Origin of the sequence: Acidipropionibacterium virtanenii (genome assembly GCF_003325455.1) — a bacterium.
Classification (GTDB): Bacteria; Actinomycetota; Actinomycetes; order Propionibacteriales; family Propionibacteriaceae; genus Acidipropionibacterium; species Acidipropionibacterium virtanenii.
The window spans coordinates 2,705,443-2,718,023 of sequence record NZ_CP025198.1 but is presented as its reverse complement, the minus strand read 5'-3'; the positions used below and the strand labels follow the sequence as shown (position 1 = coordinate 2,718,023).

Annotated in this window: 13 protein-coding genes; 8 read left to right on the top strand and 5 right to left on the bottom strand. The window is 67.8% G+C overall.

Translation table 11 applies throughout. From position 1 onward, the window contains the following. Positions 1–73 precede the first annotated feature (73 nt). The 5 genes from fbaA (at position 74) to JS278_RS12665 (ending at position 5,107) form a co-directional block, all read left to right on the top strand. On the top strand, positions 74–1,099 hold the full coding sequence (fbaA, locus tag JS278_RS12685; protein ID WP_114045509.1) for a class II fructose-bisphosphate aldolase: 1,026 nt from the start codon (positions 74–76) through the stop codon (positions 1,097–1,099). Positions 1,100–1,384: 285 nt separating this feature from the next. Continuing rightward, entirely contained in the window at positions 1,385–2,878 is a 1,494-nt protein-coding gene (locus tag JS278_RS12680) for a methylmalonyl-CoA carboxytransferase subunit 5S (protein ID WP_114045508.1), read from the top strand. A 15-nt stretch (positions 2,879–2,893) separates the two neighbouring features. Beyond that, positions 2,894–4,468: an acyl-CoA carboxylase subunit beta gene (locus tag JS278_RS12675; RefSeq protein ID WP_114045507.1), complete on the top strand. Its 1,575-nt coding sequence runs from the start codon at positions 2,894–2,896 to the stop codon at positions 4,466–4,468. 12 nt (positions 4,469–4,480) lie between these two features. After that, positions 4,481–4,726 (top strand): hypothetical protein, encoded by a 246-nt coding sequence (locus tag JS278_RS12670; protein ID WP_114045506.1) that lies wholly within the window; start codon positions 4,481–4,483, stop codon positions 4,724–4,726. A 15-nt stretch (positions 4,727–4,741) separates the two neighbouring features. Beyond that, positions 4,742–5,107, top strand: coding sequence for a biotin/lipoyl-containing protein (locus JS278_RS12665; RefSeq protein WP_114045505.1), 366 nt, complete (start codon positions 4,742–4,744; stop codon positions 5,105–5,107). 86 nt (positions 5,108–5,193) lie between these two features. Here the strand turns inward: JS278_RS12665 and JS278_RS12660 are convergent, their stop codons facing one another. The 3 genes from JS278_RS12660 to JS278_RS12650 form a co-directional block, all read right to left on the bottom strand. Then, a complete protein-coding gene (locus JS278_RS12660; RefSeq protein WP_114045504.1) occupies positions 5,194–5,943 on the bottom strand; it encodes an SDR family oxidoreductase in 750 nt (249 codons plus the stop codon). 185 nt (positions 5,944–6,128) lie between these two features. Then, positions 6,129–7,802 (bottom strand): phosphoenolpyruvate--protein phosphotransferase, encoded by a 1,674-nt coding sequence (gene ptsP / locus JS278_RS12655; protein WP_114045503.1) that lies wholly within the window; start codon positions 7,800–7,802, stop codon positions 6,129–6,131. Between the two features lie 5 nt (positions 7,803–7,807). Beyond that, a complete protein-coding gene (locus JS278_RS12650) occupies positions 7,808–8,074 on the bottom strand; it encodes an HPr family phosphocarrier protein (protein WP_114045502.1) in 267 nt (88 codons plus the stop codon). Between the two features lie 157 nt (positions 8,075–8,231). Between JS278_RS12650 and JS278_RS12645 the strand changes: the two genes are divergently transcribed. Next, entirely contained in the window at positions 8,232–8,981 is a 750-nt protein-coding gene (locus JS278_RS12645) for a phosphoglyceromutase (RefSeq protein ID WP_114045501.1), read from the top strand. A 73-nt stretch (positions 8,982–9,054) separates the two neighbouring features. On the opposite strand, the gene phoU is transcribed toward JS278_RS12645, so the two are convergent. Beyond that, on the bottom strand, positions 9,055–9,723 hold the full coding sequence (gene phoU / locus JS278_RS12640) for a phosphate signaling complex protein PhoU (RefSeq protein WP_114045500.1): 669 nt from the start codon (positions 9,721–9,723) through the stop codon (positions 9,055–9,057). 204 nt (positions 9,724–9,927) lie between these two features. Between phoU and JS278_RS12635 the strand changes: the two genes are divergently transcribed. Further along, positions 9,928–11,133 carry a sensor histidine kinase gene (locus JS278_RS12635; protein WP_114045499.1) on the top strand — a complete coding sequence of 402 codons (1,206 nt, stop codon included), beginning with the start codon at positions 9,928–9,930 and terminating at the stop codon, positions 11,131–11,133. Next, positions 11,133–11,807 carry a response regulator transcription factor gene (locus JS278_RS12630; protein WP_114045498.1) on the top strand — a complete coding sequence of 225 codons (675 nt, stop codon included), beginning with the start codon at positions 11,133–11,135 and terminating at the stop codon, positions 11,805–11,807. The genes JS278_RS12635 and JS278_RS12630 overlap by 1 nt, the downstream gene beginning before the upstream one ends. Positions 11,808–11,909: 102 nt before the next feature. Here JS278_RS12630 and JS278_RS12625 read toward each other — a convergent pair whose 3' ends face one another. Next, the gene (locus JS278_RS12625) at positions 11,910–12,479 is read right to left on the bottom strand and encodes a hypothetical protein (RefSeq protein ID WP_114045497.1); all 570 of its coding nucleotides are present in this window, start codon (positions 12,477–12,479) and stop codon (positions 11,910–11,912) included. Between the last annotated feature and the right edge of the window lie 102 nt (positions 12,480–12,581).

Here is a 12,581-nt window from a genome sequence, read left to right as displayed (position 1 = left end):
GACTCCCCATTCGTCGAGCGAATGCGAGACAATGGGACGGTCATCGCGAGACACACAGCAGAAAGGCACACATATGCCCATCGCAACACCTGAGGTCTACGGCGAGATGATCGACCGGGCGAAGGCCCAGGGCTTCGCCTACCCGGCCATCAACGTGACCTCCTCGCAGACCGTCAATGCGGCCCTGCAGGGCTTCACCGAGGCTGGTTCGGACGGCATCATCCAGATCTCGACCGGCGGCGCGGAGTTCGCCTCCGGCCAGACCATCAAGGACAAGGTCACCGGCGCCGTCGCACTGGCCGAGTACGCGCGGATCGTGGCCAAGAACTACCCGGTCACCGTCGGTCTGCACACCGACCACTGCCAGAAGGAGAAGCTGGACTCCTACGTCCGTCCGCTGATCGCCCTCTCTCAGGAGCGCGTCGACAAGGGCCTGGATCCGATCTTCAACTCCCACATGTGGGACGGCTCGGCCATCGAGGTCGAGGAGAACCTGCAGATCGCCGATGAGCTGCTGGCCAAGGCCGCCAAGGCCCACATCATCCTCGAGATCGAGGTCGGGGCCGTCGGTGGCGAGGAGGACGGCGTCACCGGTGAGATCAACGACAAGCTGTACACCACCGTCGCCGACGGGATGCGCACCCTCGAGGTGCTCGGCACCGGCGACAAGGGCCGCTACATCACGGCCCTGACCTTCGGCAACGTGCACGGCGCCTACAAGTCCGGTCACGTCAAGCTGCGCCCGGAGATCCTCAAGGAGATCCAGGACGCCTGCGGCGCCGAGTACGGCAAGGACAAGCCCTTCGACCTGGTCTTCCACGGCGGGTCCGGCTCCACCGCGCAGGAGATCGCCGACGCGGTGTCCTACGGCGTCATCAAGATGAACATCGACACCGACACCCAGTACGCGTTCTCGCGTCCGGTGGCCGATCACTTCTTCAAGAACTACGACGGCGTCCTGAAGATCGACGGCGAGGTCGGCAACAAGAAGGCCTACGATCCCCGCGCCTGGGGCAAGAAGGCCGAGTCCGGCATGGCGGCCCGCATCGTCGAGGCCTGTGAGCAGCTGGGCTCCAAGGGCACCTCGGTGAGCGCCTGATCCGACCGCTCCGCACATCGTGTGTGCGCGTGATGCCGGGGCCGGCCCGTCAGGGCCGGCCCCGGTTGCACGTCCGGTCCGGGTGTACCCCGGATCCTGGGAATCCTTGCTGGATGGCAATGTGCAGTTCCTCACAATCTCCGAATCCCGGTGTCGGATTTCCCACAGGATTCGGCGCTCAGGTCTGGAGGGCACTGCGACACGCCGATATTTTGAACGATGTTCAGTGCGTCAACGTCGACCCCAGGGCTGAACTTGTCGACCGCGGGTGCAAGGATTGGACCCATGAGTCCGCGAAAGATTGGCGTTACCGAGCTCGTGCTCCGCGACGCGCATCAGAGCCTGATTGCAACCCGGATGTCCATGGAGGACATGGTCGATGCCTGTGCCGACATCGACGCGGCTGGCTACTGGTCCGCTGAGTGCTGGGGTGGGGCAACCTTCGATTCCTGTATCCGGTTCCTCAACGAGGATCCCTGGGAGAGGCTGCGGACCTTCCGCAAGCTGATGCCCAACACCCGCCTGCAGATGCTGCTGCGAGGCCAGAACCTGCTGGGCTACCGTCACTACGCTGACGACGTCGTCGACAAGTTCGTCGAGAAGTCGGCCGAGAACGGCATGGACGTGTTCCGCGTCTTCGACGCGCTCAACGATCCCCGCAACCTCGAGCGCGCGATGGCCGCCGTCAAGAAGACCGGCAAGCACGCCCAGGGCACGATCTGCTACACCACCTCCCCGATCCACACCCCGGAGAGCTTCGTCAAGCAGGCCGACCGCCTCATCGACATGGGCGCCGACTCCATCGCCTTCAAGGACATGGCCGCGCTGCTGAAGCCGCAGCCCGCCTACGACATCATCAAGGGCATCAAGGAGAACCACCCCGACGTGCAGATCAACCTGCACTGCCACTCCACCACCGGCGTCACCCTGGTGACCCTCATGAAGGCCATCGAGGCCGGCGTCGACGTCGTCGACACCGCCATCTCCTCGATGTCGCTGGGGCCGGGCCACAACCCCACCGAGTCCCTGGTCGAGATGCTCGAGGGAACCGGCTACGAGACCGGCCTGGACATGGATCGCCTCATCAAGATCCGCGACCACTTCAAGAAGGTCCGCCCGAAGTACAAGAAGTTCGAGTCGAAGACCCTGGTCAACACGAACATCTTCCAGTCCCAGATCCCCGGCGGCATGCTCTCCAACATGGAGTCCCAGCTGGCCGCCCAGGGGGCTGCCGACCGTACCGACGAGGTCATGAAGGAGGTGCCGCGCGTCCGCAAGGATGCCGGCTACCCGCCCCTGGTCACCCCCTCCTCGCAGATCGTCGGCACCCAGGCCGTGTTCAACGTCCTGATGGGCAACGGCTCCTACAAGAACCTGACCGCCGAGTTCGCCGATCTCATGCTCGGCTACTACGGCAAGCCGGTCGGCGAGCTGAACCCCGAGCTCATCAAGACGGCGGAGAAGCAGACCGGCAAGAAGCCGATCGACGTCCGCCCGGCCGATCTCATCGATGACGAGTGGGACGAGCTGGTCAAGCAGTCCGCCGAGCTCGAGGGCTTCGACGGCTCCGACGAGGACGTGCTCACCAACGCGCTGTTCCCGGGAGTCGCCCCGAAGTTCTTCAAGGAGCGCCCGCAGGGCCCCAAGAGCGTCGCGATGACCGAGGCCCAGATGAAGGCCGAGGCCGAGGGCAACGGATCCACGTCGGTCTCCGGGCCGGTCAATTACAGTGTCACGGTCGGTGGCCGCAGCCACGACGTGACCGTCGAGCCTGCGTGAGGATGATTGCCGATCATGGCTAACAAGAAGCGCGTGAAGCTCGCCGAGACGATGCAAGGTCGTCTCGAGCAGCTGACCGAAGAGCGTCACAAGATCGAGCTCGGAGGTGGCGAGAAGCGCCTCCAGAAGCAGCGCGACAAGGGCAAGCAGACCGCCCGCGAGCGCATCGACAACCTTCTCGACGCCAACTCCTTCGACGAGGTGGGCGCCTTCCGCGAGCACCGGACCAGCCTGTTCGGGATGGACACCGCCGAGGTGCCCGCCGACGGCGTGGTGACCGGCCGCGGAACCGTCAACGGCCGCCCGGTCCAGGTCGCCTCCCAGGACTTCTCCGTCATGGGCGGGTCGGCCGGCGAGACCCAGTCGACCAAGGTCGTCGAGACCATGGAGCAGGCGCTGCTGACCGGCACACCGTTCCTGTTCTTCTACGATTCGGGCGGCGCCCGGATCCAGGAGGGCATCGACTCGCTGTCGGGCTACGGCAAGATGTTCTACGCGAACGTCAAGCTGTCCGGCGTCGTGCCGCAGATCGCGATCATCGCCGGGCCGTGCGCCGGCGGTGCCTCCTACTCCCCGGCGCTGACCGACTTCATCATCATGACGAAGAAGGCCCAGATGTTCATCACGGGCCCCGGCGTCATCAAGTCGGTGACCGGCGAGGACGTGACCGGCGACGAGCTGGGTGGTGCCGAGGCGCACATGTCGACCTCCGGCAACATCCACTTCGTGGCCGAGGACGACGACGCCGCGGTGCTGATCGCGCAGAAGCTGCTGAGCTTCCTGCCGCAGAACAACACCCAGGACGCCGCGATCGAGTTCCCGAACAACGACGTCTCCCCGACCCCCGAGCTGCGCGACATCGTCCCGATCGACGGCAAGAAGGGGTACGACGTCCGCGACGTCATCTCCAAGATCGTCGACTGGGGCGACTACCTGGAGGTCAAGGCGGGTTGGGCGACCAACATCGTGACGGCCTTCGCCAAGGTCAACGGCCGCTCGGTGGGCATCGTGGCGAACCAGCCCAAGGTGATGTCGGGCTGTCTCGACATCAACGCCTCGGACAAGGCCGCGGAGTTCATCGGCTTCTGCGACTCGTTCAACATCCCGCTGGTGCAGCTGGTGGACGTCCCCGGATTCCTTCCCGGCGTCCAGCAGGAGTACGGCGGCATCATCCGCCACGGCGCGAAGATGCTGTACGCCTACTCCGAGGCCACCGTCCCGAAGATCACCGTGGTGATGCGCAAGGCCTACGGCGGCTCCTACCTGGCCATGTGCAACCGCGACCTGGGCGCCGACGCCGTCTACGCCTGGCCGACCGCCGAGATCGCCGTGATGGGTGCCGAGGGCGCCGCCAACGTCATCTTCCGTCGTGAGATCAAGGCCTCCGAGGATCCCGCCGCCACCCGTGCGGAGAAGATCGAGGAGTACCAGACGGCGTTCAACACGCCGTATGTGGCGGCCGCCCGCGGTCAGGTCGACGACGTCATCGACCCGGCCGACACCCGCCGCAAGATCACCGCCGCTCTGGAGACCTACGCCACGAAGCGTCAGTCCCGTCCGGCCAAGAAGCACGGGAACATGCCGTGCTGATCGGAGGAACAGATGACTGACAATGAGAAGGATCGCGTCATCGAGACGCTGACCAGACGGCTGGGCGCGCTGGAGGCCGACGTGAGCCGGTTGAAGGCCCAGAGCGCCGACATCCCCGAGGACGTCGTGACCGTGATCAGCGCCGCCGTGGCGGCCTACCTGGGCAATGACGGGAAGGTTCAGGCCATCCGTTTCGCCCCGAGCGAGAACTGGACCCGCCAGGGTCGCAGGGCGCTCCAGAACCATTCCATTCGTTGACCCGGAGAGACTGACATGAAGCTCAAGGTGACTGTCAACGGCGTCGGATACGACGTTGACGTTGACGTTGACAAGACCAACAATTCCCCGATCCCGCCGATCCTGTTCGGCGGCGGTTCCGGTGGCCCGGCCCGCGCTGCCGGAGGCAACGGCGGCGGCAAGGCCGGAGCGGGCGAGATTCCCGCCCCGCTGGCCGGCACCGTGGCCAAGATCCTGGTGAAGGAGGGTGACGCGGTCAAGGCCGGCGACGTCGTGCTGACGCTGGAGGCCATGAAGATGGAGACCGAGATCACCGCCTCCTCCGACGGGACCGTCAAGGGCATCCTGGTGGCCGTCGGCGACGCCGTCCAGGGCGGCCAGGGCCTGGTGGCCATCGGCTGAACCGTACGTTCGCGGAACATCGGACGCCGCGCTCCCTCGGGGGCGCGGCGTCCTGCATGTCCGGGGTCGGCGACCGGGCTGGCCCGTCAGTCCGCCCGGTGCCTGGCGACCCGGTAGACCTTGTGCTGGGCCGCCTGCGCCCGGGGGCGCACCGTCATCCGATCGATATTGACGTGATGGGGGAGGCCCGACACCCAGCGGACGCACTCGGCGATGTCGTCGGCGGTCAGCGGGGCCGGGACGCCGGCGTAGACGTCGTCGGCCTTCGACCGGTCGCCGTGGAAACGGTTGAGGGAGAACTCGGGGGTCTTCACCATGCCGGGGCAGATCTCGCAGATCCGCACGTCGCGGTCGAAGAGCTCCAGGCGCATGGCCTCGGCGATCATCCGCTCCCCGCCCTTGGCGGCGTTGTACCCGGCCCCTCCCTCGTAGGCGCCGTCGGCGGCGGTCGAGGACATGAAGACGATCATCCCGGAGGCCGCCTCCAGGGCCGGCAGCAGAGCCTTGGTGACCCGGGCCGTGCCGAGGACGTTGGACTCGTACATGGTCCGCCAGGCCGCCAGATCGGCCCGGTCAACCGGCTCCTGGCCCACCGCCCCGCCGGCATTGTTCACCAGCAGGCCCAGGGACGGGCCGACAGCCTCGGCGAGCTCGGCGACCGAGGCATCGGAGGTGACGTCGCAAGGAACGGCCCGCCCGTCGATCTCCGCGGCCAGCTCGGTGATCCGGTCCACCCGGCGGGCCGCGCAGATCACCGTCCAGCCGTCATGTGCGAGCGCCCTGGCGGTGGCTGCACCGATTCCGGAACTGGCCCCTGTCACTACTGCAGTACTCATGGGCTCATTCTTGCGCGCGTGACGTCGCGGGTCCACGAGAAGGCGCCGGGCCCGGGAGCCGGGCCCCGAACGCGGTCGCAGGTCCGCGTCGCGGGAAAGACCTGCGACGCGGACCTGCGGATCTCGCAGACCGCCGCTACGAGGGAATCAGCGAGCTGCCGAGCGTGGGAGTCGCCTCCCCCCTCTCAACTGACCAGCACCTCCATGCCCGGATCGGCCAGGGCGAGGGCCGCCTTCTTCGCCTCCTCGGGAGTCGGCTGGGCCAGCGCGGCCACGGCGATCTCCTCGCACTGGGCCTGGGTGTGCAGGGCCAGTGCGGCCTTGACAGCCTGGATCTTCCCGGCCGCCATGGACAGCGAGCGGATGCCCACCCCGACCAGCACGAGGGCCAGCAGCGGATCGCCGGCGGCTTCCCCGCAGACGCCGATCAGGCGTCCGCCCGCTCCGTCGCAGGTGCTCTTCACCAACTGCATCACGGCGGGCTGCCACGGCGTCAGAAGATCGGAGAGCTCGCCCTGGAGGCGGTCGGCGGCCATCGCGTACTGGGTGAGGTCGTTGGTGCCGATCGACGCGAAGTCGACGGTCTCCAGCACCTGGGAGGAGCGCAGCGCAGCGGCCGGCACCTCCACCATGACGCCCACGACGCCCAGGCCGGCCTCGCGGGCCCGGTCGGAGAACCACTTGGCCTCGAGGGTGGTGGCCACCATCGGGGCCATCACGTAGGGCATCTTTCCGGTCTTCTGCGCCGCCTCGGCCAGGGCCGCGAGCTGGGTGTCGAGAAGGTCGGTGCGCACCTGTGACAGACGCAGTCCGCGCCGTCCGAGAGCGGGGTTCTCCTCGGGCCCCAGGTCGGCGAAGGCCAGCGGCTTGTCGGCGCCGGCGTCCAGAGTCCGGAAGACGACCTTGGCGTCCTCGTCGAAGGTGTCGAGGACCTGCGAGTAGACGCCGACCTGCTCGGTCTTCGTGGGGGCGTCCTGGCGCTCCAGGAAGAGGAACTCGGTACGGAACAGGCCTACTCCCTCGGCCCCCTTCTTCTTGGCCGCGATCGCGTCGGCCGGAGCGCCGATATTGGCCAGGGTGAGCACCCGCAGGCCGTCCTTGGTGTGAGTATCGCCCTCGGGGACGGCGTCGAGCACCGCCTTGCGCTTCTCCGCGCGGGCGATCAGGACTGCGACGGCCTCCTCCTCGGGCTCGACGAGAACCGTCCCGGTGACGCCGTCGACGGCCAGCTTCGTGCCGCTGGTGATGGAGCGCGCCTGGGGGCAGCGCACGATCGCCGGGATGCCGATCTGGGAGGCCAGGATCGCGGTGTGCGAGGTCGGGCCACCGGCGGCGGTGACCAGTCCCTTGACCATCTCCGGGTCGAGGGTGGCGGTGTCGGCCGGTGCCAGATCCTCGGCGACGAGGATGGTGGGCCGGTCGATCGTGGGGACGCCGGGCTCGGGGAGCCCCGCCAGGACGGCGAGGGTGCGGGAGCGGACGTCCTTGAGATCGGTGACCCGCTCGGCCAGGTATCCGCCGGCCGCCGTGAGCTGCTCGCAGAACTCGTCGAAGGCGTCCCACAGGGCGTGGGCGGGGCCGGAGCCGGACTTGAGGTGATTCTCGACCGAGAATCCCAGGCCCGGATCACGGGCCATCATGGCCGTGGCCGTGAGCACTGCCACCGCTGCGGCGTCGGCGTGCATGGCGCGGTAGTCGAGCCTGTCGGCGACCTTGTTGAGCGCGGCCTGAACTGTTGCGAGATCATCCTTGACCTCGCCCTTCGGATCGGTCTCGGGCAGCCCGGGGGCCGGGGAGACGACAAGGGCCTCGGCCTGGCCGACGCCGGCCGAGACTCCGAGACCAGTCAGAGTCTGCATGCGGATCAGGCCTCCGGATCGGTCTGGAGGTTGGCGATCAGGTCGTCGAGAACCTGCTCGGCGCCCTCGCCCTCAACGGTCAGCTCCACGGTCTCGCCGCACTTGGCGCCGAGTCCCATGACAGACAGGATGCTGCGGGCGTCGACAGGAGTCTCGCCCGGGCGGCCGATGGTGACCGCAAGACTGGACTTCGATGCGGCCTGGACGAACATCGCGGCCGGACGTGCGTGAAGCCCGCTGGCTGCGGCAATGGTGGTGGTGCGGCTGGGCATGTGACTGCTCCTTCTGAACATGATCGGAACCTCTGCCCTGACGATAACCGAAAGTGGCGGATCGGATGCGGGGTGGTCCTACATAGCGGTTGCCCGTCCAGATGCCGACGGGCAGGACCACCTCCCGGATCTGCGGCTCCGCCGATATTGTGGGCCCATGACCTCGAAGCTGATCCTGCTCCGCCACGGCGAGAGCGAATGGAACTCCAAGAATCTGTTCACCGGCTGGGTGGACGTCGATCTCAATGAGAAGGGCGTCGGAGAGGCGAAGAATGCCGCCGCACTGCTGAAGTCCGAGGACCTCCTGCCGACCGTGCTGCACACCTCCCTGCTGCGCCGCGCGATCCACACCGCCTATCTGGCGCTGGACGGCTGCGATCGTCACTGGATCCCGGTGCGTCGCTCCTGGCGTCTCAACGAGCGCCACTACGGCAGCCTCCAGGGCCTCAACAAGGCCGAGATCCGCGAGAAGTACGGCGAGACCCAGTTCATGGCGTGGCGCCGCTCCTACGACGTGCCGCCGCCCGAGATCGAGAAGGACGGCGAGTTCAGCCAGTACAACGATCCCCGGTACGCCGACATCCCCGCCGAGGAGCGTCCGCTGCACGAGTGCCTCAAGGACGTCGTGGCCCGGATGCTGCCCTACTGGGAGTCCGACATCGTCCCGGATCTCAAGGACGGACACACCGTGCTGGTGGCGGCCCACGGCAACTCGCTGCGCGCCCTGGTCAAGCATCTCGACGGCATCAGTGATGACGACATCGCCGGGCTGAACATCCCGACCGGAATCCCGCTGTACTACGAGCTGGATGAGACCCTCAAGCCCGTCGTCAGGGGCGGCCGCTACCTCGACCCGGAGGCTGCCGAGGCCGGTCAGAAGGCCGTGGCGAATCAGGGCAAGAAGTGACCTCCTGACCTGTTGGTGCGCCGAGCGCCCCGGCATCCTTCGTCGATGCCGGGGCGTCTCGCGCCTCAGATGATCAGAACGCCTTGGGCCAGTTCTCGCCCTCGGGAGCCTCTCCGCTGACGATGTAGATGACGCGGGAGCCGATCGCGACGGCGTGGTCGGCGATCCGCTCGTAGTACCTGCCGAGCAGGGCGGTGTCGACCGCCTTCTCGACGCCGTAGGTCCAGTCGTCGCCGAGCAGCAGCCGGAACTGTTCGCGCCGCAGGTCGTCGACGGCCGAGTCGTCGCTGGCAAGACGCTCGGCGTCCTCGGCGTCCCGGTCGATGAGAGTCCTGGTGGCGGTGGCGATCATGGCGTCGGCGAGCCTGGCCATCTCGCTGAACTGCTCGGCGACCGGATCGGGGACGGCGTGCTCGGGGAAGCGCAGTCGCGCCGTCTCGGCCACGTGGACCGCCAGGTCCCCCATCCGGGAGAGCTCGTAGCACATCCTCAGCACCGCGATGACGGTCCTCAGCTCCCCGGCGACGGGGGCCTGACGGGCCAGCAGGTTGAAGCATCTCAGCTCGACGCCGTCGTGCAGATCGTCGACCCTGGCATCGTCGCTGATCACCTTCTCGGCACGTGCCAGGTCGGCGTCGATGAGGGACGAGGTGGCCTCGGCGACGGCGGTGCGGACCAACTGGGCCATGGTGACGACGTCATTGGTCGTCGCCTCCAACTCGTCGTGATAGCTCTCGCGCATACGGACCTCCAGAACTGTGGGCCTGACGAGACGAGCCTAATGGGCCGGGGAACCGCGCCGTGTCCGGCCGTTGAACCTGCCGTGAACCTTTCGTGAACTCGCGGGGCCGGTGACAGTCGCCGGGCCGCCCGGGGGCTGGCCGCGCGCCGTTCATCCATGGGTTCAGGTGATTCGGGTGGGTCGGGGGCCGCCGTCGGCCCCCCTATGCTCAGAGCCGTGTACTGGTGGTTGGCGGGATTCCTGGGTCTGGGCATCGGAGTCCTCGCGACGTGGGCGGTGATCCGCGTCGTCGAGGCGAGCCGCCACCCCGTCGACACCCTGGCGACGTCGGTGCAGGTGCTCCCGGTCGAGCCCACGCTGGCCACCGCGGCCGACCTCATGGAGATGCCGGTCGCAGTGATCGGGGCCCATGATGAGATCCTCCATGCCAACGAGGCGGCCCTGACGAGCGGCGTGGTGGACGGCTCGCGGGTCGCCGACAACGAGGTGATCGCACTGGTTCGGGCCTCCCGCGAGAAGGATGCCGGGCAGCGGCGAGACATCGACCTCAGACGGATTCCGCACGGCCCGCTGCTGCACTGGACGGCGAGCACCGGGCCGGTCGACGGGCACGGGACGATGATCCTGGTCGTGACCGATCGGGCCCCCCTGCTGCGCGCCGACCAGGCCCGCCGCGACTTCGTGGCCAACATCAGTCACGAGCTCAAGACGCCGATCGGCGCCGTCTCGATCCTCGCCGAGGCGGTCGAGGGGGCCGCGGACGATCCGGACGGCGTCCGCCATTTCGCCGGCCGGATGCAGGCGGAGACAGCCCGACTGTCGGCTCTCGTCACCCAGGTGATCGATCTGTCCCGGCTCCAGTCCGACGAGCCGCTGCTTCGTGCCGAACCGGTCGCGGCCCGCGAGGTGCTGGACGACGCCGTGCACCGGGCCGATGAACTGGCGCACCGACGGGAGGTGGCGATCGTGGTGCGCTGCCAGAAGGGGCTGGAGGTGATGGGCGACGCCGCCCTGCTCACCGACGCCGTGGCCAACCTGGTGCAGAACGCCATCGTGTACTCCGCACCGCGGGCCCGGGTGTCGGTGAGTGCCCGGAGCCAGGGGGACCGCGTCGAGATCGCGGTCTCGGACAACGGCATCGGCATCGCCGAGAAGGACCTCGACCGTATCTTCGAGCGCTTCTACCGGGTGGACTATGCCCGCTCCCGTGACAACGGCGGTACCGGCCTGGGGCTGTCCCTGGTCAAGCACATCGCCCGTGTGCACGGGGGAGCCGTGGACGTGTGGAGCAAGTTGGGGCAGGGGTCCACCTTCACCCTGCGCCTGCCCGTCCGGACGGCTCCTTCGCCGACGGGCGAGGCTCCGACCGATTCGACGACAACCGATTCGACAGCTGAGGACCTGATCTGATGACCCGAGTACTGATCATCGAGGACGAGGAGTCCTACCGGGAGGCCACCGCGTACATGCTGCGCAAGGAGGGCTTCGACGTCGTCGAGGCCGCCGACGGCCGCACCGGTCTGGCCGAGTACGACTCCGCCGGGGCCGACATCGTGCTGCTCGACCTCATGATGCCCGGGATGCCGGGGGCCGACGTCTGCCGGGAACTGCGACGGCGCGGCGGGATGGGAATCATCATGGTGACCGCCCGGGACTCCGAGATCGACAAGGTGGTCGGCCTGGAGCTGGGGGCCGACGACTACGTCACCAAGCCGTTCAGCCACCGGGAGCTGGTGGCGAGGATCAGGGCGGTGCTGCGACGCGGACAGGGGCCGGACGTCGAGCCCGACGTCGTCGAGGAGTCCGGGGTGCGGATGGACGTCGAGCGCCACGAGGTGAGCGTCGACGGGCGAGAGGTGCCGCTGGCTCTCAAGGAGTTCGAGCTGCTCGAGGCGCTGCTGCGCAACGCCGGACGGGTGATGACCCGGGGACAGCTCATCGACCGTGTATGGGGCGCCGACTACGTGGGGGACACCAAGACCCTGGATGTCCACATCAAGCGCCTTCGGGCCAAGATCGAGGTGGACCCGTCCCATCCGGTGAGGGTGCTCACCGTCAGGGGGCTGGGCTACAAGTTCGATTGACGGGCGGTCTCGCCCTAATGAAAGCAAATACACAGGGTGGAGTGGCCTGCCGATGCACCAGGAATTCCTGCCGATGAACCAGGAACTGGGGCCGGCGGCGGGTCAGGAACTAGGTGTCGGTGTCGGCGTCGAGGCCTTCGGGGTGGTTGACGGCGTGGGGGCCTTCGGGGTGGTGGAGGGCGTCGGCGCCGCGGGTGTGAAATCGGGATCCGAGGCGGAGATCACCGGCGTGCGCACCGTGACCGGCTCCGAGTTCGCGAAGGTGATGGTGATGGAGGCCAGCAGACCGTCCTTCAACTCGTCCGAGGACAACTGGATCCCGGCATTCGTGAGGTTGCTGGCATCCCCGCTGGTCAGCACGACCCGTGTGGTGCTGGGCGTCAGCGCTCCGGCCGCCGCATCGTCGGAACTCAGCGCCTCGCCCGTGACGCCGGTGATCGCGTCATTGGCGGAGGTGGTCGCCATGCCGGTGAGCCGGGCCTGGCCGTCGGCGTGGACCAGGGCCAGATTGCGCAGCTTCACCGAGTCGTTGCCCGCGCTGACCCCGGCGGCCGGGGTGTAGGAGCGGATGACCTTCGGCTCCTGACTGCACCCGGCGAGTACCGGGGTCAGGAGTGTGGCGGCCACGACGATGGTGGCGGCCCTGCTGCGGAACGTGCGCGCGCTGATCATCTTCTGCTCTCCAGGCCGACGACGGGATCGACGCCGAGCCTATCTGATCCGGGCACCCCCCGCTGTCGTGGCGAGCAGTCCGTGTGGTACCGCGCCGGATCT

Bases quoted from the DNA above. Each gene is read 5' to 3' on its own strand.
- fbaA (WP_114045509.1), top strand. From the start codon at position 74: ATGCCCATCGCAACACCTGAGGTCTACGGCGAGATGATCGACCGGGCG.
- JS278_RS12680 (WP_114045508.1), top strand. From the start codon at position 1,385: ATGAGTCCGCGAAAGATTGGCGTTACCGAGCTCGTGCTCCGCGACGCG.
- JS278_RS12675 (WP_114045507.1), top strand. From the start codon at position 2,894: ATGGCTAACAAGAAGCGCGTGAAGCTCGCCGAGACGATGCAAGGTCGT.
- JS278_RS12670 (WP_114045506.1), top strand. From the start codon at position 4,481: ATGACTGACAATGAGAAGGATCGCGTCATCGAGACGCTGACCAGACGG.
- JS278_RS12665 (WP_114045505.1), top strand. From the start codon at position 4,742: ATGAAGCTCAAGGTGACTGTCAACGGCGTCGGATACGACGTTGACGTT.
- JS278_RS12660 (WP_114045504.1), bottom strand. From the start codon at position 5,943: ATGAGTACTGCAGTAGTGACAGGGGCCAGTTCCGGAATCGGTGCAGCC.
- ptsP (WP_114045503.1), bottom strand. From the start codon at position 7,802: ATGCAGACTCTGACTGGTCTCGGAGTCTCGGCCGGCGTCGGCCAGGCC.
- JS278_RS12650 (WP_114045502.1), bottom strand. From the start codon at position 8,074: ATGCCCAGCCGCACCACCACCATTGCCGCAGCCAGCGGGCTTCACGCA.
- JS278_RS12645 (WP_114045501.1), top strand. From the start codon at position 8,232: ATGACCTCGAAGCTGATCCTGCTCCGCCACGGCGAGAGCGAATGGAAC.
- phoU (WP_114045500.1), bottom strand. From the start codon at position 9,723: ATGCGCGAGAGCTATCACGACGAGTTGGAGGCGACGACCAATGACGTC.
- JS278_RS12635 (WP_114045499.1), top strand. From the start codon at position 9,928: ATGCTCAGAGCCGTGTACTGGTGGTTGGCGGGATTCCTGGGTCTGGGC.
- JS278_RS12630 (WP_114045498.1), top strand. From the start codon at position 11,133: ATGACCCGAGTACTGATCATCGAGGACGAGGAGTCCTACCGGGAGGCC.
- JS278_RS12625 (WP_114045497.1), bottom strand. From the start codon at position 12,479: ATGATCAGCGCGCGCACGTTCCGCAGCAGGGCCGCCACCATCGTCGTG.